This window comes from Sphingopyxis sp. 113P3 (assembly GCF_001278035.1).
Lineage (GTDB): Bacteria > Pseudomonadota > Alphaproteobacteria > Sphingomonadales > Sphingomonadaceae > Sphingopyxis.
Genome location: NZ_CP009452.1, coordinates 1,740,752 through 1,759,106, shown reverse-complemented (window position 1 = coordinate 1,759,106; position 18,355 = coordinate 1,740,752). Strand labels below are relative to the sequence as shown.

Annotated in this window: 17 protein-coding genes; 9 read left to right on the top strand and 8 right to left on the bottom strand. The window is 62.6% G+C overall.

The window, feature by feature from the left end; translation table 11 throughout:
• Positions 1–26 precede the first annotated feature (26 nt).
• Positions 27–796, bottom strand: a protein-coding gene (locus tag LH20_RS22865; protein WP_144423492.1) for an IS5 family transposase whose coding sequence is annotated in 2 segments (ribosomal slippage) — positions 27–481 and positions 481–796 — 771 coding nt in all. Because the reading frame shifts where the segments join, the coding sequence is not laid out codon by codon here.
• A gap of 85 nt (positions 797–881) precedes the next feature.
• On the opposite strand from LH20_RS22865, the gene LH20_RS08450 reads away from it, so the two are divergent.
• The gene (locus LH20_RS08450; protein WP_053553828.1) at positions 882–1,670 is read left to right on the top strand and encodes a thioesterase family protein; all 789 of its coding nucleotides are present in this window, start codon (positions 882–884) and stop codon (positions 1,668–1,670) included.
• A gap of 1 nt (position 1,671) precedes the next feature.
• Here LH20_RS08450 and LH20_RS08445 read toward each other — a convergent pair whose 3' ends face one another.
• Genes LH20_RS08445 through LH20_RS08435 form a run of 3 tightly spaced genes read right to left on the bottom strand, consistent with a single transcriptional unit; the run spans position 1,672 to position 4,600 of the window.
• Entirely contained in the window at positions 1,672–2,469 is a 798-nt protein-coding gene (locus LH20_RS08445) for an enoyl-CoA hydratase/isomerase family protein (protein ID WP_053553827.1), read from the bottom strand.
• Positions 2,462–3,256 carry an enoyl-CoA hydratase-related protein gene (locus tag LH20_RS08440; protein ID WP_053553826.1) on the bottom strand — a complete coding sequence of 265 codons (795 nt, stop codon included), beginning with the start codon at positions 3,254–3,256 and terminating at the stop codon, positions 2,462–2,464. The genes LH20_RS08445 and LH20_RS08440 overlap by 8 nt, the downstream gene beginning before the upstream one ends.
• Before the next feature lie 57 nt (positions 3,257–3,313).
• On the bottom strand, positions 3,314–4,600 hold the full coding sequence (locus tag LH20_RS08435) for an FAS1-like dehydratase domain-containing protein (RefSeq protein ID WP_053553825.1): 1,287 nt from the start codon (positions 4,598–4,600) through the stop codon (positions 3,314–3,316).
• A gap of 76 nt (positions 4,601–4,676) precedes the next feature.
• On the opposite strand from LH20_RS08435, the gene LH20_RS08430 reads away from it, so the two are divergent.
• Positions 4,677–6,167 (top strand): class I adenylate-forming enzyme family protein, encoded by a 1,491-nt coding sequence (locus tag LH20_RS08430; protein WP_053553824.1) that lies wholly within the window; start codon positions 4,677–4,679, stop codon positions 6,165–6,167.
• A 112-nt stretch (positions 6,168–6,279) separates the two neighbouring features.
• Here LH20_RS08430 and LH20_RS08425 read toward each other — a convergent pair whose 3' ends face one another.
• Together LH20_RS08425 and LH20_RS08420 are read right to left on the bottom strand one after the other, a co-directional pair.
• Positions 6,280–7,503 carry an acyl-CoA dehydrogenase family protein gene (locus LH20_RS08425; protein WP_053553823.1) on the bottom strand — a complete coding sequence of 408 codons (1,224 nt, stop codon included), beginning with the start codon at positions 7,501–7,503 and terminating at the stop codon, positions 6,280–6,282.
• A gap of 1 nt (position 7,504) precedes the next feature.
• Positions 7,505–8,596: an acyl-CoA dehydrogenase family protein gene (locus tag LH20_RS08420; protein ID WP_053553822.1), complete on the bottom strand. Its 1,092-nt coding sequence runs from the start codon at positions 8,594–8,596 to the stop codon at positions 7,505–7,507.
• A 91-nt stretch (positions 8,597–8,687) separates the two neighbouring features.
• On the opposite strand from LH20_RS08420, the gene LH20_RS08415 reads away from it, so the two are divergent.
• From LH20_RS08415 to LH20_RS08400, 5 genes are all read left to right on the top strand, one after another.
• Positions 8,688–9,488 (top strand): enoyl-CoA hydratase/isomerase family protein, encoded by an 801-nt coding sequence (locus LH20_RS08415; protein ID WP_053553821.1) that lies wholly within the window; start codon positions 8,688–8,690, stop codon positions 9,486–9,488.
• A gap of 85 nt (positions 9,489–9,573) precedes the next feature.
• A complete protein-coding gene (locus LH20_RS23960; RefSeq protein ID WP_235527156.1) occupies positions 9,574–10,248 on the top strand; it encodes an acyl-CoA dehydrogenase family protein in 675 nt (224 codons plus the stop codon).
• A 3-nt stretch (positions 10,249–10,251) separates the two neighbouring features.
• Entirely contained in the window at positions 10,252–10,668 is a 417-nt protein-coding gene (locus LH20_RS23955) for an acyl-CoA dehydrogenase family protein (RefSeq protein ID WP_235527155.1), read from the top strand.
• Positions 10,665–11,870 (top strand): acyl-CoA dehydrogenase family protein, encoded by a 1,206-nt coding sequence (locus LH20_RS08405; protein WP_053553820.1) that lies wholly within the window; start codon positions 10,665–10,667, stop codon positions 11,868–11,870. Before LH20_RS23955 ends, LH20_RS08405 begins: the two co-directional genes overlap by 4 nt.
• A gap of 60 nt (positions 11,871–11,930) precedes the next feature.
• Complete coding sequence (locus tag LH20_RS08400) at positions 11,931–13,181, top strand: acetyl-CoA C-acetyltransferase (RefSeq protein WP_053553819.1); 1,251 nt, start codon at positions 11,931–11,933, stop codon at positions 13,179–13,181.
• A gap of 74 nt (positions 13,182–13,255) precedes the next feature.
• Here LH20_RS08400 and LH20_RS08395 read toward each other — a convergent pair whose 3' ends face one another.
• Positions 13,256–13,564 (bottom strand): chorismate mutase, encoded by a 309-nt coding sequence (locus LH20_RS08395; RefSeq protein WP_053553818.1) that lies wholly within the window; start codon positions 13,562–13,564, stop codon positions 13,256–13,258.
• Positions 13,565–13,767: 203 nt separating this feature from the next.
• On the opposite strand from LH20_RS08395, the gene rpsD reads away from it, so the two are divergent.
• Complete coding sequence (gene rpsD / locus LH20_RS08390; RefSeq protein ID WP_053553817.1) at positions 13,768–14,379, top strand: 30S ribosomal protein S4; 612 nt, start codon at positions 13,768–13,770, stop codon at positions 14,377–14,379.
• 78 nt (positions 14,380–14,457) lie between these two features.
• On the opposite strand, the gene LH20_RS08385 is transcribed toward rpsD, so the two are convergent.
• Positions 14,458–16,434, bottom strand: a complete 1,977-nt coding sequence (locus LH20_RS08385; RefSeq protein WP_053553816.1) for an alpha/beta hydrolase family protein — start codon at positions 16,432–16,434, stop codon at positions 14,458–14,460.
• A 211-nt stretch (positions 16,435–16,645) separates the two neighbouring features.
• Between LH20_RS08385 and LH20_RS08380 the strand changes: the two genes are divergently transcribed.
• A complete protein-coding gene (locus tag LH20_RS08380) occupies positions 16,646–18,337 on the top strand; it encodes a M28 family metallopeptidase (RefSeq protein WP_053553815.1) in 1,692 nt (563 codons plus the stop codon).
• Positions 18,338–18,355: the final 18 nt, after the last annotated feature.

The window sequence follows — 18,355 nt, the reverse complement described above, 5'->3', positions numbered from 1 at the left end:
GATCCGAATAATCTGCCAAAGTAGTGCTAGGCCGTGGACTCATAAGCGTTGATCCAGAGGCGTGCTGAGAAGAGCTTGATGGCGGCGAGGAAGTTGTCGGCTCGCTTGTCGTATCGGGTGGCCAAGCCTCTGGCGTGTTTGAGTTTTCCGAAGAAGCGTTCGATCAGGTTGCGATATCGGTAGAGGAAGGTGCTGAACACAAAGCCCTGCCTGCGATTGCGCTTGGCGGGAATGTTGGCGAAGCCGCCTTGTGCTGTGATCCGCGCGCGGATGGCGTCGCTGTCATAGGCCTTGTCGGCGAGGAAGGTGCTGCCTTCCGGCACGGCGCCGAGCAGCGGATCAGCTTGTTTGCAATCGCTCGCCTGTCCTTCGGACAAGTGCAGCTGGATCGGCAGGCCTCGTCCATCAACCAGTGCGTGGATCTTGGTCGTCAAACCGCCGCGGGAACGTCCCATGCAGCGATTTGGGTCCCCCTTTTTAAGGTCGCACCGTGCTGGTGGACCCGGATGGAGGAACTGTCGATCATCACCAACTCGCCGTCGAAGGCATGGGAAACTGCCGTCAGCAGCCGATCCCACACACCGGCTTTGCGCCAGCGCACGAAGCGATTGTAGCAGGTGGTGTGTGGACCATAGCGTTCCGGAATATCCGCCCAGGGGCTGCCTGTGCGGAACCGCCACAATATCCCGTTGATCACCCGGCGATCATCCACACGTGGCACGCCCCGCGGCTTGTTCGGAAGCAGCGGCTCGATCACAGACCATTCGAAATCTGTCAGCTCAAAACGGCGACGCATCTCCAAGACTCCTTTCCCGAGCCTTGAATCAATCACTGCCGCCTCGCGCAACTCAGTTTATGAGTTTACCGCCTAGAGGCGATACATGATCAAGGATACCGGCGCTGCACCGCATTATTTCACGACCGAAGGGAACCTCTTTCTTCCTTCGGGTCTCGCCCGCAACCCCTGGTTCGCCGATGCTGTTGCAGGCGGCCCGATCGCCGCCCTGATCGGTCATGCGGTCGAGAGCGCTGTCCTTGATCCCGCTTTCGAGATTTGCCGTCTGACGATCGACATCCTCGGCATCGTCCCCCGGCAGCCGCTCAAGGCAAGTGTCACCCCCGTCCGGCAGGGGCGCCAAGCGCAGCTTCACAGGGTCGAATTGCTGGCAGGAGGACGTCTCGTCGCGCAAGCACATATCCTCCTCGCGCGCCACCTCGAAACCCCGGCACTCGCTCCGCCGCAGCCGCATCCAGCGCCCGAGGACGTCGCGGAGGATAATTTCCTCGTCGGCGCAAGCATGGCAGGCGCGATCCGGACCCGCCCGATCATGGGCCGCGTGCGCGAACCGGGACGCGGAGTCACGTGGCTGAGCATGAATGGTGAAGTCGTCGCCGGCATCCCCGCCTCGCCGTTCGTCAAGGCCTGCCTGTTCGCCGACTTTGGAAATGGGGTGGGGAGCGCAACCTATGCGCATCAGTGGAGCTATGCCAATCTCGATATCTCGGTTCAGTTCTTCCGCATGCCGCGCGGCGAGTGGTTCCTGATCGATGCGCATACCGAGGGCGCGGGAAATGGGCATGCGGTGGCGCAAAGCCTGTTTGCTGATGCCGAGGGGGTCTACGCGAAAGGCACGCAAACGGTGTTCGTCGGGCCGAGCCGCCCCCGCTGAGTTATTCGCCGCGGAAGAGCGGCGTGCGCTTTTCGGTCACCGCCGCCAGTCCCTCGCGATGATCCATGCTACCGAGCAGCAGCGCCTGATTGGGCAGGTTCGCCTGCCACTCCGCTTCCATGCTGCTTTCGAGCGCGCGCTGGATCGATTGCTTGACCGTCGCATAGCCAAGCGGGGCCGACGCCGAAAGCTCGCGGGCGAATTCCATGCCTCGGGCGGCCAGATCCTGCTTCGCAACCACTTCGCTCACGAGGCCGATGCTGAGCGCCTCCTCGGCGTATACCTGCTTGGCGCGCAGACACATTTCCATCGCGCGGCCAAGCCCGACGATGCGCGGCAGCAGGAAGGTGCCGCCAAGTGGCGGCATGATGCCAAGCTTGATCCAGCTTTCCTGAAACATCGCATTGTCGGCCGCGATGCGAAAGTCGCAGGCGAGCGCCAACTCGCAGCCCACCGTGACCGCAGCCCCCTGAACGAGCGCGAGCGTGGGCTTCGGGCACCGATAAATGGCCCGCGCAGCGCCCTGAAAATTGGCGTAGACCGTATCCTTGATCTCGCTCGCCGCCATCGCGGTCAGCTTTTTCAGAAAGGCGAAATCGGCGCCGACCGAGAAATGCTTGCCTTCAGCCGCGAAGATAATCGCGCGGACGTCGCGCTCGGTCGATAACGCGGCAAAGGCGTCGCGTATTTCACCCAGCATATCGGGCGATGACGCGTTGCCGATATCGGCGCGGTCAACGACGACCGCTGCAACGCCGTCGTCGTGACGATCGATGCGGACATGCGCAAATTCACCCATCTTGCTCTTCTTGCTTCTTCTTTTCTCGCCAGATCATGGCGGTCGCGCTCGTCGCGAGGCCCATGTTGAGCGCTTCGGCATCGAGCGCAGCTTCAAATGCCCAGTCTTCGGCATTGTTGAGGTTGAGCTTCATGTAGCGATACCCCATGCGGGGTCCATCTGCGAGACGTCGGGCCGCCTCCATCGTCTCTTCGCGCAGCAAGTCATCGTCGAACAGGCGCGTATATATCCCCTTGGCGAACGCCTCTTCGGCGCTCAACTTCTCGCCGAGGAAGAAGAGCTCGCGCGCCGCGCCGGTGCCGAGGATTTTCGTCCAGAACCAGGTCGAACCAAAGTCGCCTCCGGCACCGATCCGGTCAAACGCGGTGAGGAAGGTCGCGCTTCGTCCTGCAAAACGCAGGTCGCAGGCCCCCGCAATACCGATACCCGCGCCCGCGACGGGGCCGTTCACCATCGCAATGGTGGGCTTGGGCATTTCGTGGAGCAGGCGCGAGGTTTCCATGAAACCACGAAGTCGCGCAAATCCCTGTTCGGTACGGCTTCCCGCCTCCGGACTTGCAGGGACGATGGCCTTGTCGGCTCCGCCCGCCTTGAGGTCTCCGCCGGAACAAAAGCCTCTTCCTGCACCCGTCACGATGACGCAGCCAACCGATGGGTCTCGCGCCGCGTCGGCGCAGGCGTCGGCGAGCGGCGCCATGATCGATCCCGTTAGGGCGTTGAGCCGGTCGGGCCGATTGAGGGTGATGGTGCGAACCCCCGCATCATCGTCGATCAGAACTTCGCTCATGGTGCCTCCCACGCATGCCGCATAAGGCGTTAACGCAATAGCTGGCAATCTGCAGCGTCAATCCCCGCCGAGTTCGCGGTGGCGGGCGAGCATTGCAACGGCCTTTTCGGCAAGCTCCTCAGGCACTGCGGGATAGAGCGGGAGCGGACGGGTCTTGCTCGGAAGAGCAATGGTCGCCGTCGCGCGCACCGTTTCCTCATCGCGCTGGTTCGTGAACTTGACCGCGACATCGACAAGACTCTGCCCGCCTTCTTCGCGCTTCGCGAGCACCTCCCCGGTCACCCGCTGAACGTCACCCATGTAGTTGAACTTGCGGATCTCGTCGTGGACATGGGTGATGATCGCATCGTCACCGGCCCAGTCGCTCAGATACTGCCACAGATAGTTCTCGCGCATCACTCCATAATCATAGGCCATCGGATTGCCGATGGCCTGTGCCCATACCGGGTCCCAATGGAGCCGCTGCGCGACATCGGGAACGCCATATTCGTTCTTCACATAAAAGGCAGGGATGCGCTGCCGATTCTTGTGGGCGAGGCGGTTCGCGGTAGGCGCATAGGGAACGAAACCATAGCCGCCGGCATGGAAGCAAATGACATCGGTAACGGTGAGCGGGCCTTTTGCCTGGAGGCCCAGCGAATCCCCCTTCTCGACGCCTTCGAACCAACGCTTTTCGGCGCCCTGGACATGTTCCTTGGCGTAAATGTCCTCGATCGCCTGCATTTCTTCATCGGTGTAGGTCGCCGGTTGAATCGCCGCATATTTGCCCTTCTTGGCCGCGGTCTTGCGCTCGGTTAGCACGCGCAGGATGCGATAGACCGCCACCACCTCGCCGCGCTGGTTGATCTTGACGTCGCGGCGCACGGTGATGACCGACTTGCCTGCAAATTCGGATTGTTTGACCTCGCAGGTCTCATCGCCATTGAAGCTGTAGATGGTGTCTCCAGGGAAAATCGGCCGGTAAAAATCCCATTGCGAACCCGAGACAAAGACGTGAATGCCGCGAAACAGGCTCTTGCGCAGCGCCTTGATCTCGTCAGGGACAGGATCACCCAGCATCGGCTTGTTGATGATCCCCGCCATCATGCCGGGTGCGATCACACTCCCCCAGCGGGTTTTCTTCGCATAGGCAGGGTCGGTGTAAAGCGGCTTGTCGTCGCCCATGCCGTGAGCAAAGTTCCGGATATTATCCTCTGTCGCGGTGGTGATATACTCGCGGGTCTTGGCCGCCTGGTCGAATCCCAACAGCTTTCGCTGCCGCTCGATATCTTCCTCCGTAATCTCGTAGGCGACGGCTTTTTGCCACTCTTCGCTCTGCTTGATGTCGCTTTTCGCCTCGCCCATCGCATATCTCCCTTGTCACGAGTTATATAACTAGGTAATACATGCTTCATATCGAAGCAAGGGGATAGTGTCGCCAATGGAAGTACGCCGCATCAGCGATGCATTGAAGGTGCGCGCCCAGCATCAGGCCAATGAGATCGCACATGACGATACGAGGCGGCAGATCAGCTTTGCCGATTGGGACCGCGAAGCCGATGAGGTGGGCGGCGGACTTGCAGCCGCAGGCCTTGTCCCCGGCGACCGCGTCTTTTTGCCGATCAGCAATGCGCGCGCCGTCGAGATGGCAATTGCCGTCTTTGCTGTGTTTCGCGCCGGCGGAATTGCCTGCCCGGTGAACACGCGTCTCAATCCCCGCGAAATTGCCGATTATGCGGCGCTGTGCGAACCGCGTTTCTGCCTCACCGATGCCCCCGAGCTGGTGAAGGATCTGAACCTCGCAGGAAGCTGGCACGTCGATGCCATGCCGCGCGACCTCTCGGCGCTTCCCGATCAGGCAAGCCTCGACCCGATGGCCGACGCCGAGATCCTCGGCACCTCGGGCACGACCGGCAAGATCAAGGGGGTCGTCGTCTCGCACCCCGATCTCATGACCGGGGTCACAGGTTATAATATGGACCGGTCGCGCTCGACGCTCAACGCGCTGCCCCTCACCGGCTCGGGTGGCAATATCGGGATCGTGATGCTCCCCGCGCGCGGCGGCGCCACGGCGATCACCCAACCCAAATTCGACCCCAAGGGTTTCCTCGAGCTCGCCAGGGAAAAGCAGCCTGACCTTGTCTATCTTGTTCCGTCGATGCTGCGCCTCGTGCTCGATCATCCCGAGGTCGCGAACTATGACATGGCGGGGGTCAAATATCTGATGACCGGCACCGCTCCGCTCCCGCATGATTCGGTGAAGCGCGCAGCGGAGCTTTGGCCGCACCTTCGGATCCGGAATAGTTACGGGATGTCCGAGGGCGGCGTCGGCGTCGGCACGCGAACCCGCGAACAGGTGATGAAGCCAGGCTGCGTTGGCAAGCTGCCGGCGCACATGCAGCTGCGTGACGAGAATGGCGAGGTCATCACCCAACCGGGGGTCGTGGGCGAAATCTACGGCTGGCAGAAGCATGCCCGTCGCTACTGGAAAGACCCCGAAGCCACCGCCATCAGCTTCAAGGGCGGCTGGACCAAGACCGGCGACCTTGGCTACGTCGACGAGGACGGCGACCTGATCATGGCGGGGCGTTCGAAGGAACTGATCATTCGCGGCGGCTACAATATCACGCCGCTCGAGATCGAGACCGTGCTCCACCTTCATCCCTCGGTCCAGCAGGCGGCCGTCGTTGGCGTGCCGCATGAGGTGCTGGGCGAAGATATCGCCGCCGCGGTAACGCTGCGTCCCGGTACCGAGGCCACGAGCCCGGACGAGATCATCGAATTCTGCAAGGCGCATCTCGCTGACAACAAGGTGCCGCGTACCCTGGTCGTGGTCGACGAAATGCCGCTCAACCCGAACGGCAAGATCCTGAAGAAAGACCTCGCCGAACCCTTGGCCAAGGCCGCAGAAGCGCGGCGCCGGGCAGCCTGATCGGGACCGTCCGGTTCCGGCAATGTCACGAGACAATCCGGCGCCTGGGCTCGTCGGGGGTCGCCGGTGCGCGCGGTCTCCAGTGCTCCCCTCCCTTCGGGACGGGACTAATTCACCCTTTGAGCTTCTCGAAGGGCACATCCTTGTCCATGCGCATTTCACCCGGCATGCCCAGCACGCGTTCGGCAATCTGGTTGCGCAGCACCTCGTCGGCGCCGCCCGCGATCCGCATCACCGTTGAATAGATATAGTCATACTGAACGTCGCCCGTCGCCGTGTCGTCGGCTTCGGCGGCGATGCCGGCAAGGCCGCGCAGCTCGAGCGCAAGCCCGTTCGTTCTCTGGTAGCGCGACGCATAGGCAAGCTTGACCATTGCGGCGAGCGCGCCGGGATTTTCGCCCTTCGACACCATCGTGCGCAGTCGCGCCTGGAAAAAACGTTCGCCCTGCTCCTCCGCGAGTGCCTCAGCAAGCTGCTGGCGGATCGCAGAATGGTCGAGCATCGTTCCGCCGCGCCCGTCGGGGGTTGCAGCCGCATAGCCGAGCAAGGGCTCAACGCCGCTGCGATGCGCGCCCGAGCCGAGCCGCTCGCCCATCAACACGGTCATGCAGCACGCCCACCCCTCACCCTCGGCGCCCAGGCGGTTGGCGTCGGGAATGCGGACATCGGTCAGGAAGGTCTCGTTGAATTCGCTTGCCCCCGATATCTGGCGAATGGGCCGGGTCTCGATCCCCGGCGTCTTCATATCGACGACAAAGAAGGTGAGCCCCTTGTGTTTCGGCACGGTGGGATCGGTCCGCACGACCAATATTCCCCAGTCGGTCAAGTGCGCCCAGCTCGACCAGACTTTCTGGCCGTTGACGATCCAGTCGCCGCTGCCGTCATCGGCGCGAACCGCCTTGGTTCGCAGGCCCGCAAGGTCGGAGCCTGCGGCGGGTTCGGAAAAAAGCTGGCACCAGGTGATATCCCCCTTCAGCGTCGGCTCGATGAAACGGGCCTTCTGCTCGTCGGTGCCATGTTTCGCGATCACCGGCAGCGCCATCCCGGTCCCGATCGAGACGAAGGGGCCCTTGGGCAAATGATACTTGCCCTCTTCTTCGGCAAATATGACCGCTTCGATCCCGGACAGCCCCCGTCCGCCAAGCGCCTTCGGAAAGGTCAACCCGGACCAGCCCCCGGCGTAGAGTGCGCGCATCCACGCGCGGCCGCGGTCCGCCTCTTCGGTGTCGGGTATGGCAACGCCCACCGGTAGTTCGTGCGCGGGCGCGTTGGCCGCGAGCCAGCTGCGCGCCTCTGCGCGGAACGCGGCCTCTTCGGGGCTGTCATTGAAATCCATCTTAAGCCGCCTTCACTTGACTGCCTGGTTCCGCGTTCAGCAAGCGGTCCGCCCAAAAGGCCCGATTGCCAAGATGCACCGCAAGCATGCGCTCGCGCCGGTAATAGAAATGGCAGTTCGCCTCGAACGTGTATCCGATGCCGCCGTGTACCTGCAGGTTCTCGCGTGCGGCCATCTCGAAGCATCTTATTCCCGACAAGCGCGCGGCGGCGGCGGCGGCAGGCAGATCGTCCGGCGACGATTCCGCCGCCCATCCGCCATAATAGGCGTTCGAGCGCGCAAGCTCGGTCGCCACCGCAACATCGGCGAGCTTGTGCTTGATAGCCTGAAAGCCCCCGAGTGGGCGACCGAATATCTGGCGATCCATCGCATAGTCGCGTGCCATGCGAAGACAGGCATCGGCAGCGCCGACTGCTTCAAAGGCTGCTTGCACCGCGGCTTGGTCGACAAGGCGTTCGAGCATGAAGATCCCGGGCATAGGCTCTGCCGCCGCACCCTCGAAATCGATCCGGTAGTGCGGGCGGAGCTGGTCGAAACTGTCGAGCCTCGTCCGCTTCACCGCGGGCTGATTCAACTCCACCAGGGCAAAATGCCCACCTTCGACCAGCACCACCGCAAGGTCGGCGATGCCGGCATCGGCCACGGGAGACTTGCACCCGGAAAGCCTGCCGGCTTTGAGCGTCGCGCCGGTCGCGAACACGGGTCCCGGCCCTTCGGCGTAAGCAAAGGTCGCAACCACCTCGCCGCTTGCCAGCCGCGGCAGCCACGCGGCCCTCTGCGCTTCGCTGCCCGCGAGCCGGATCGCTTCGGCTGCAAGCACGATCGAGCTCATGAAGGGGACGGCGGCATTGGCGGCTCCCAAGGCTTCCATGATGACACCAAGGTCGAGGGATCCGAGCCCAAGTCCGCCATGTTCTTCGGGAATCGCGGCGCCAAGAAAGCCCATGTCGGCAAGTGCCCGCCACAAAGGCTCGTCCCATTCGGCATCCGAATCGATCAGCGTGCGCAGCCGGTCGTAAGGTGACATATCGGCAAGCAGCGCTCGCGCTTGCTCACCGAGCATTTTCTGTTCATCGCTGAGGTCGAAATTCATCGCAGGACTTGCCCCGTTGTTGCCATCTGTGTCATAGCGAGTTGTATAACTAGGTCAACCATGACAAACGCCGGAAGAGGACGCGCTGCTCATGCAATATGAAACTATCCTCGTCGATGTCGCTGACCATATCGCGACGATCACGATCAACCGGCCCGAAGCGATGAACAGCTTCACCAAGCGAATGATGGACGAATTCGAGCATCTGTGGAAGTGGGTCGCCCGCGAGGACGATATCCACTGCTGCGTCCTGCGCGCGGCGCCCGGAAAAGCGTGGTGCACCGGGGTCGATGTCAAGGAATCGCAGAAGGAAGGCGGCACTGTCGTCGATCTCGCAAATATCTGGCATTGCGAGGATCCGGGCAATTATCTTGGGCCCAAATCAATGAAATGCTGGAAGCCGGTGATCGCCGCAGTGCACGGCATGGCGGCCGGCGGCGCCTTTTACTGGCTCAACGAGAGCGACATCATCATCTGCTCGGAAGATGCGACCTTCTTCGACCCGCACGTCACATACGGGATGACGAGCGCGCTCGAACCGATCGGCATGACGTACCATATGCCGCTCCATGACGTGCTGCGCATGGTTCTGCTTGGGAATGACGAGCGCATCGGGGCAGGAACGGCACTGCGGATCGGACTGGTGAGCGAGATTACCACGCTTGAGGAGCTGTGGCCCCGCGCGCACGAGCTTGCAAAGACGATCGCCGCCAAGCCGCCTGCTGCCACAGCCGGGTCGATAAAGGCTATCTGGGAATCGCTCGATTTGCCGCGGAGCGTCGCCCTCCAGCAGGGACTCAAATATTGCCAGATCGGAAATCCCGTCGGGGTGCCCCAGGTCGACCGGGCCGCGCTGATGGCCGACAAGGCAAAGAAATTCACTATCCGCTAGCGGCGGCGCCGAGGAACGGGGCGCTCCCATCGACGATCGGTCGGATGGTCACAGCGAATATAAGGGCGGAGGAATCGGGAGTCGCATGTCGATATTGTACGACGAGGGACAGGAGGCGATAGCGACGGAGTCGCGTCGTGTTTTGGAGGCGCGATTAAGCAAGGAGGATATGCTGTCCTTGCTTGAGGGCGTTGGGCGTTATCATGAGGGTTTCTGGAGGACGGCGAAGGAGCAGGGCTGGACGGCGCTGGCGCTTCCGGAGGCGTATGGGGGGCTCGATCTGGGTCTGGTCGAGCTTGGTCTGATTGCGCATCAGGCGGGGCGGACGCTGAGCGGGGCGCCCTTTCTGACCGCGAGCTTTGGGGTTGCCAAGGCGATTGCGCTTTACGGATCGGACGATCAGAAGGCGGCGTGGCTTCCGGGTCTTGCGCGCGGCGACACGATCGGTGCGGTGGCTTTTGCCGAGGGGGCGAACGCCCTTCCCGCGGCGCCTTCGCTGACGCTGGCGGCGGGCCGGCTCGAGGGCCGGGTGAGCGGGGTTGCGGGCGGTCTTGCCGCCGAGGTTGCGCTGGTCTTTGCGCAAGGGCCGGAGGGCCCGGTGCTCGCGATTGCCGATCTCGCAGAGGCCGAGCGCAGCGCGATTGCGAGCTTTGACAACAGCCGTCTTTACGCCGATCTTGCCTTTGCCGGGACGCGTGCCGAGCTGCTTCTGGCTGGCGAGGCGGCGCGCGAGGCGGCGCTTCACATTCTGGCGCTCTAGGCGGTGATCACCGCGCACGAGCAGACGGGCGGCGCCGAAGCCTTGATGGAGATTGCGCGCGACTATGCGGTGACCCGCAAGGCGTTCGGCCAGCCGATCGGCGCCTTCCAGTCGATCAAGCACCGCATCGCCGAGCTTTACGCGCTCGTCGAGCTTGCGCGCGCCAACGGCATTCATGCCGCCTCGCGCGAGGGCAAGGATGATTTCATCACCGCAGCGGCCGCGGCGCGCATCTCGGCGACCGAGGCCTATGACACCGCCTCGCGCGACTGCGTGCAGATCCACGGCGGCATCGGGGTGACGTGGGAGCTTGGCCTCCACCTCCACACCCGCCGCGCGCGCAGCCTTGCGATCGAGCAGGGTCCTTTATTCTTCTGGGAAGACGTTCTCGTCGACCGCCTGACGGGAGAAGCGGCATGAGCGACCTCGAAGCCTTTCGCGCCAGGGCCGCCGCCTGGCTCGAAGCGATGGTCCCCCTTTATGGCAAGGCCGCGCGCGAGGGCCTCACCGAGGCCGAAGACCTCGCGCTGGCCCGCCGCTACCAGAAGGCCAAGTTCGATGCAGGCTATGCCGGGATCAACTGGCCAAGAGAGTTCGGCGGCCAGGGCCTGGGCCATCTCGAGAAGGTCACCTTCGATACCGAGGAGATGAAGCATGGCTTTCCAAGCTTCTATTTCGGCATCTCGCTCGGCATGCCGATCCCCGTCCTCATGCAGTTCGGCCAGGACAAGGCCTGGGTGAAGGAACGCGTGCTCAAGGCGCTCCAGGGCGAGGAGATCTGGTGCCAGCTCTTCTCCGAGCCATCGGGGGGCTCCGACCTTGCCGGGCTGCGCACGCGCGCCGAGCCCGACGGCAATGGCTGGAAGATCAACGGCCAGAAGCTGTGGACGAGCTGGGCCCAGTACAGCGACTATGGCGTCATCGTCGTGCGCACCGATCCCAATGTGCCCAAGCACAAGGGCCTCACCTACTTCTGGGTCGACATGAAGGCCCCCGGCGTCACCGTCCGCCCGATCAAGCTCGTGGGCGGCGACAGCCACGTCAACGAGGTCTTCTTCGACGATGTGAAGATCAGCGACGATCAGCGCATGTCGCCCGTCGGCGGCGGCTTCGCGGTCGCAATCGCAACGCTGATGATCGAACGCTATGTCGCAACCGACAGCGCAGGCTTTGGACCCCACCTCGATCTCTTCACAAGCCTCGCCAAGAACACCGACCTCAACGGCAGACCCGCAATCGAGGACGGCCGCATCCGCCAGCAGATCGCACGCAACTACGCCATGCGCAGCGCCCTCCAGTCGATCACCGCACGCGCAATGGCCATGATGCAGGCCGGCATGACACCCGGCCCCGAAGGATCCCTCAACAAACTCGTCGCCGTGCGATCGCGCCAGAAACTCTCCGAACTCGCCATCGACCTTCAAGGCACCAACGGCCTCCACTTCAACCCTCACGCCTCCCAAAAGGAAGACTGGGCCGCAAGCTGGATCAACGCACCAACCGGACGCATCGCAGGCGGCTCCGACGAAACTCTCCTCAACACCATCGCCGAAAAAATCCTCGGACTCCCACAAGATCACCGACCCGACAAAGGCATCCCCTTCAACCAAATTCCAGCCTGACACTACGGAGGATGCAGGTCCCCCGGGCGACAGGCGAACGCAAAGAAAAAGGAACCGAATATGTCCGAAGCCTATATCATCGACGCCGTCCGCACCCCGCGCGGGATCGGCAAGCCTGGCAAGGGCGCGCTCTCGCACCTCCACCCGCAGCATCTCGCCGCGACGGTGCTCAAAGCGATCCGCGACCGCAATAATCTCGACACCGCGACCGTCGACGACATCGTCTGGTCGACCTCGACGCAAAAGGGCAAGCAGGGCGGCGACCTGGGCCGGATGGCTGCGCTGTCGGCGGGCTATGACATCAAGGCCAGCGGCACGACCCTCGACCGTTTCTGCGGCGGCGGCATCAGCAGCGTGAACTTCGCATCCGCATCGGTGATGTCCGGCATGGAAGACTGCGTCATCGCGGGCGGCACCGAAATGATGAGCTACACCGCGCAGATCGGCGCTGAGGAAGCCAACGCCGGCATCAAGCCGCTCGGCATGGGCTCGGGCAACGCAGCGCTCGACGAACTGCACCCGCAGTCGCACCAGGGCGTGTGCGGCGACGCAATCGCAGCGCTGGAAGGCATTAGCCGCGAGGCGCTCGACGCGCTCGCGCTCGTCAGCCAGCAGCGCGCCGACCGCGCGATCAAGGAAGGCCGCTTCGACAAGTCGGTGGTTCCCGTTTACAACACCGACGGCAGCGTCGCGCTCGACCATGAGGAATTTCCGCGCCCCGACACCACCGCCGAAGGCCTCGCTGCCCTGAAACCGAGTTTCGCCGCACTCAAGGACTTCGATCTTGGCAATGGCGTGACCTTCGCCAAGCAGATCCAGCGCCGGTACCCAAATCTTGAATGGGAAGGTGTCCACCACGCCGGCAACTCCTCAGGCGTAGTGGACGGCGCGGCGGCGGTGCTCATCACCTCCAGGGATTATGCCGACAAGCATGGCCTCAAGCCGCGCGCGCGCATCGTCGCTTATGCCAATATGGGCGACGATCCGACGCTCATGCTCAACGCGCCCGTTCCCGCAGCGAAGAAGGTGCTCGAAAAGGCCGGCCTTACGACGGACGACATCGACGTCTGGGAAATCAACGAGGCCTTCGCCGTCGTCGCCGAAAAGTTCATCCGCGATCTCAAGCTCGACCGCGAGAAGGTGAACATCAACGGCGGCGCCATGGCGCTCGGACACCCGATCGGCGCCACCGGCTCGATCCTCATCGGCACCGCGCTCGACGAGCTTGAACGCTCGGGCGGCCGCTACGGCCTGGTCACCATGTGTGCCGCGGGCGGTATGGCCCCCGCAATCATCATCGAGAAAATCTGAACAGGCCCGTTGCGGGGGATGCGCGAAACAGGGACAGGTGCCCTGCCAACGCATTCCCTGCCCTTCAAGCCCACTTAAGCGTGCCCTTCGTCCCAGCGTTCGAGTTCATGGGCGATCGATTGTTCCACCAGCTCGTTCCACACGGCGCGGATACGCTTCGCATCGAGGCCCGCCTCCTCCGCTGCGCGGGCGACATTGTTGAGCACCTCGGCCTTGCGCGCTTCATCGCGCACTGCGCCTCGATCGGCCTTGATACGCGCCGCAGCGTCCATATAGCCGAACCGGCGAACGAGGAGCGCGACGAGTTCGCGGTCCGTCGCATCGACGCCCGCGCGGACTTCAAGCATCGTTTCGCATTGTTCGGGGGGTTTGGCGGAGGTCATGGGGGCAGCCTTTAGCGGCTTTTTTCTTTCTGTCGAGCCGAAGGCAAGAGCGCTTGACTTTGCGGCTCCCTGCGTCTAACCGCGCGCCTTCGCAATGGACCCCGCACCCCGGTGAAGCGGCGGTCGCATAGGGCTTGAGGCTCTATGGTGCGACCCGGGAACAGGCCGAAATCCTTCGGCACATAGCAAATTGGAGACGACTCATGTCGAAGCGCCAGAGCGCCAAGTACAAACTCGACCGCCGGATGGGCGAAAACATCTGGGGTCGCCCCAAAAGCCCGGTCAACCGCCGCGAATATGGTCCGGGCCAGCACGGCCAGCGCCGCAAGGGCAAGATGTCGGACTTCGGCATTCAGCTGCGCGCCAAGCAGAAGCTGAAGGGCTATTACGGCGACATCACCGAAAAGCAGTTCAAGAAGAACTATTTCGAGGCTTCGCGCATGAAGGGCGATACGGGTCAGAACCTCATCGGCCTGCTCGAACGCCGGCTCGACGCGGTGGTCTATCGCGCGAAGTTCACGCCGACCATCTTCTCGGCTCGCCAGCTCGTCAGCCACGGCCACGTCTATGTGAACGGCGTGAAGTGCAACATCGCGAGCCGCCTTGTGAAGCCGGGCGATGAAATCACCCTCGGCAAGAAGGCGCAGGAAATGGCGCTGGTCGCCGAGGCGCAGAGCCTGCCCGAGCGCGACCTGCCCGAATATGTCGCAGTCGACGGGACCAAGGCGACCTTCATTCGCGTACCGACCCTCGACGAGGTGCCCTATCCGGTGAAGATGGAACCCAATCTGGTCGTCGAATTCTATTCGCGCTGATCTGATTTTCTTGACCCGAAAGAAAAGGGGGCGGACCGGCAGCGGTCCGCCCCCTTTTCTTTGTTGTTCATCGGCCTCCTACTGCCCCATCGCTGCGCGCAGAAACTTGTCCGCATCGCGAAGCATGTTGGTACGTACCTCGCTGTCGGCAAGCTGATGGTCGAGCCCCGGAAGTTCGGTGTATTCGACCGTCTTTCCTGCACTGCGCAGCCGGCTCGCCATAAGCCGTGACTGTCCGACGTCGACATTCTGGTCAAAATCACCGTGAAAGAGCATCACGGGGACGGCAATCTTCTGGGCATTTTGCGCAGGCGAGCCCGACTTCACATGATCGCCGCGACCGATAAACGCCTCAACCTGGCGGAAATTCGTATAATAACGCGAATCTTCGCGGAGCTGCTCAAGATCGGTCACGGGCGCAATCGCGACGATGGCCTTGAACAGGCCGGGTTCGTAAACCCCTGACTGAAGCGCGGCATAGCCCCCGTAGGACCAGCCCACGATTCCGAGCTTGTCCGGCGCCGCGATACCGCTCGACACCAACCATTTTCCTGCATCGTCGACATCACCAATCGCGGTGGGCCATGATTGAAAACCGTTCTTCTGGAACCACGCGGAGCCATAGCCGGTGGACCCTCTGAAATTGGGCTGCAGCACCGCATAGCCGCGCGCCGCGAAATATTGAGACAGCCAGTCAAAGCCCCATTCGTCCCGCGCGCCCGGTCCGCCATGCGGCATGACGATCGCCGGCAGCCCCTTGCCGTCCGAGCCTGCAGGCAGCGTCAGATAGGCGGGAATGTCCACGTCATCGCGCGACTTGTAATGGACTGGCTTCACCTCCGCGAGCTTGGCCGGGTCGAGATAGGGGCGCAGCTTCAGAATCTCGGCGAGCTGTTTTGTCGCTTTATCGAAGAGATAATAACCCCCGGGATCGACGTCACTGCCCACCCACAGCACGAGCTTCTGTTCGTCGGCGCTCGAATCGACGAAGCTGATGAGCGGATGGTTCGGCAGCGCGTTGGCAAGCGCGGTGCCGAGCGACTTCAGCGCCGGGTCGAAAAACACCGTTTGCCGCTTGTCGGTGACGAACTGGGCGCCCACAACGCGCCCGCTGCGGCCAATCTGGACGAGGCCATCGACGTCGACATGGTCGTTCGCATAGATGAGTGTCTTCGTCATCTTTCCGTCGAGCGACACCGAATAGAGCGCCGAGCGCCCATTCAACGCGTCGAAGCCGTAGACAAGGTCGAGAGCGGGATCGATCGCGACCGGAAAAAAGCCGGTATCGAACCCGGCTTCGCTGACATAGGTGCCGAAGCTCTGCCAGTCGCGGCTGCCCGCCTTGCGGTAAGAGATGTTGTAGGTGCTACCTGTATAGCCATCGGCGGTCTCTGTCTGGCTGATCATCATCCGGACGTGACCCTGCCCATCTGAAATATAGTCCACGACGCCGTCCTTGGGCGATTCAACCGTCTTGCGCTTCAAGGACACCGTATCGACGGCATCGACAGCGAGACCCGAGCCGGATCTGCCGAGCAGCGAGCCCGTCTGATATTCACCGCTCTGATAACGGGTCATCAGGACTCGCCCGCTTCCATCCTCGTCGGACCAGTCGATGACACTGCCGCCGAATTGGCTTGCACCTTGCGCACGAACCCGCATCTTGTCGCTTAGCATCTGCATATTCTGCCCATCGGCATCGAGCGCGAGTAGCCGGCTGAACCCTGCAAGCCCTGTAGGGCTGCGGTTGATGACGTGCACGCTGCACACCAACCGTGTCGGGAGCGCCCAGTCGCAGCGGCCAAGCTGCTCGCTACCGCCCTTTGCGGTGAGCACGGGCTGCGATTCCCCGGTCGCGATCGTGATGACAGAAACGACCGACCCGGCGCCCTTAGCCGGCTGGATCACGGCCAGCCGCTCACCATCGGGCGAAATACTGACCTGGCGGACGCTTTCGCGCACACCGAACTTTCCTGCCGTATCGTCTTGCGCGTAGGCCGTCCCAGCTGCCGCGACTAGTACCGGCACGATCAGTGCCGCCCCCCAAAACCTCATTCTCCACCCCCAAGATAAGTGCGATCCCTCGCGCGAGCGCGAACCAAAGGCCATGTTTTCAACGAACAATTGCCCCTGCGGTCTAGCATAGAGGGCGGTGCTTCCATGACAAGCCGCAAAGCCCGTCCATCCTGAGGCGCTGCACCGCCCTTGCCTGCCGGTGGCGGGGCTGGCACAACGCCCGCAACATTCCACCGGACAAGGACGATCGATGCTTCGTTTCACCCCCGCCCCGCTCGCGGCCGCTGCGCTATTGGCGCTTGCCGCGTGCAACGCCTCTACCGACAAGACGGCCAGCGGTGCTGGCGTACTCCCCCCCGTCGAGCTTCCCGAGCTGTCGCTTCCCACGCTCCAGGAGGTCACGAAGGAGCTTTCGCAGGACAGCTACGAAGGGCGCGCGCCAGGAACTGCTGGTGAAGAAAAGACGGTTTCCTATCTGATCAGGAAATTCACCGAAGCAGGACTCAAGCCCGGCAACAACGGAAGCTGGACTCAAGACGTGCCGCTTGTTGAAATCACCGCAAAAAATGTCAGCCCACTCAGCTTCGCTGGCGGCAAGACGCCGATGTCGCTCAAATATGGAGCCGACTTCGTCGCCGCCAGCTATCGCGTTCAGGCGCAGATTTCGGTCAGGGACAGCGACGTCGTTTTCGTCGGCTACGGCATCAACGCGCCGGAGAAGGGCTGGAACGACTATGCCGGAGTTGACGTGAAAGGAAAAACGGTCGTCATCCTCATCAACGATCCCGACTGGCAGACGAAAGAAGCAAAGGGTGAGTTCAACGGCCGCGCCATGACCTATTACGGCCGGTGGACCTACAAGTTTGAAGAAGCGGCACGGCAAGGCGCCGCGGCGGCGCTGATCGTCCACGATACCGAACCCGCCGCCTATGGTTGGAACGTTGTCGAATCGAGCTGGACCGGCACCCAATATCTCGCCGACAGCAAGAACGGCGGCGCGGACCAGACCGCCGCCAATGGTTGGATCCAGCTCGACAAGGCGAAACAGCTTTTCGCAAGCGCCGGGCAGGATTTCGACGCACTGCGCGAAGCCGCGAAGAAAAAGGGTTTCAAGGCGGTGGCGCTTGCCGGGGTCCAAGCCTCGCTAAGCTTCGACAACGAGATCGCGAAGAAAATGTCGCGCAACGTCATCGGCGTGCTGCCGGGTACGAAGCGACCCGACGAATATGTTCTCTACACCGCGCACTGGGATCATCTTGGTCGCTGTGCGCCCGTCGATGGCGATGATATCTGCAATGGCGCGGTTGACAATGCGACTGGGGTTGCAGGACTGGTGACGATGGCAGAGGCTTACCAGAAGGCTGGCGCACCCGACCGGAGCGTCGTGTTCCTCGCGGTAACCGCCGAGGAATCGGGCCTCCTCGGCTCGAAATATTATGCCGAGAATCCGGTCTTCCCGCTCGCGCAGACCGTCGGCGGAGTGAATATGGACGCGCTGAGCCCCGCAGGCCCCGCAAAGGACATCGTGGTCGTGGGCCGGGGCAAGTCCGAACTCGACGCTTATCTCGAAAAAATCGCGGCGACCGCGAAGCGAACGGTGGTCAACGAACCCACCCCCGAGAAGGGCTTCTATTATCGCTCTGACCATTTCAGCTTTGCAAAGCTCGGCGTGCCGATGTTCAACTTTGGCAGCGGTGAGGATCTGGTCGATGGCGGCACCGAAGCCGGCAAGAAGGCCTCGGAGGATTATGAGGAGCACCGGTATCACGCACCCGGCGATGAATATGAGGCAATTGCGAACTGGGATGGCATGCTCGCTGACCTTCAGCTCTATTATGCCGCAGGACGGATGCTCGCGATGACCGACGCGTGGCCGAACTGGCTCGAGGGTGATGAGTTCCGCGCTGCCCGCGACAAGTCGCGCGCGGCGGGAAAGCAATAATAGCCCCTGCTCGTTTGT

Excerpts from the sequence above, each read along its gene's own strand:
- LH20_RS08450 (WP_053553828.1), top strand. The coding sequence starts at position 882 with ATGATCAAGGATACCGGCGCTGCACCGCATTATTTCACGACCGAAGGG.
- LH20_RS08445 (WP_053553827.1), bottom strand. The coding sequence starts at position 2,469 with ATGGGTGAATTTGCGCATGTCCGCATCGATCGTCACGACGACGGCGTT.
- LH20_RS08440 (WP_053553826.1), bottom strand. The coding sequence starts at position 3,256 with ATGAGCGAAGTTCTGATCGACGATGATGCGGGGGTTCGCACCATCACC.
- LH20_RS08435 (WP_053553825.1), bottom strand. The coding sequence starts at position 4,600 with ATGGGCGAGGCGAAAAGCGACATCAAGCAGAGCGAAGAGTGGCAAAAA.
- LH20_RS08430 (WP_053553824.1), top strand. The coding sequence starts at position 4,677 with ATGGAAGTACGCCGCATCAGCGATGCATTGAAGGTGCGCGCCCAGCAT.
- LH20_RS08425 (WP_053553823.1), bottom strand. The coding sequence starts at position 7,503 with ATGGATTTCAATGACAGCCCCGAAGAGGCCGCGTTCCGCGCAGAGGCG.
- LH20_RS08420 (WP_053553822.1), bottom strand. The coding sequence starts at position 8,596 with ATGAATTTCGACCTCAGCGATGAACAGAAAATGCTCGGTGAGCAAGCG.
- LH20_RS08415 (WP_053553821.1), top strand. The coding sequence starts at position 8,688 with ATGCAATATGAAACTATCCTCGTCGATGTCGCTGACCATATCGCGACG.
- LH20_RS23960 (WP_235527156.1), top strand. The coding sequence starts at position 9,574 with ATGTCGATATTGTACGACGAGGGACAGGAGGCGATAGCGACGGAGTCG.
- LH20_RS08405 (WP_053553820.1), top strand. The coding sequence starts at position 10,665 with ATGAGCGACCTCGAAGCCTTTCGCGCCAGGGCCGCCGCCTGGCTCGAA.
- LH20_RS08400 (WP_053553819.1), top strand. The coding sequence starts at position 11,931 with ATGTCCGAAGCCTATATCATCGACGCCGTCCGCACCCCGCGCGGGATC.
- LH20_RS08395 (WP_053553818.1), bottom strand. The coding sequence starts at position 13,564 with ATGACCTCCGCCAAACCCCCCGAACAATGCGAAACGATGCTTGAAGTC.
- rpsD (WP_053553817.1), top strand. The coding sequence starts at position 13,768 with ATGTCGAAGCGCCAGAGCGCCAAGTACAAACTCGACCGCCGGATGGGC.
- LH20_RS08385 (WP_053553816.1), bottom strand. The coding sequence starts at position 16,434 with ATGAGGTTTTGGGGGGCGGCACTGATCGTGCCGGTACTAGTCGCGGCA.
- LH20_RS08380 (WP_053553815.1), top strand. The coding sequence starts at position 16,646 with ATGCTTCGTTTCACCCCCGCCCCGCTCGCGGCCGCTGCGCTATTGGCG.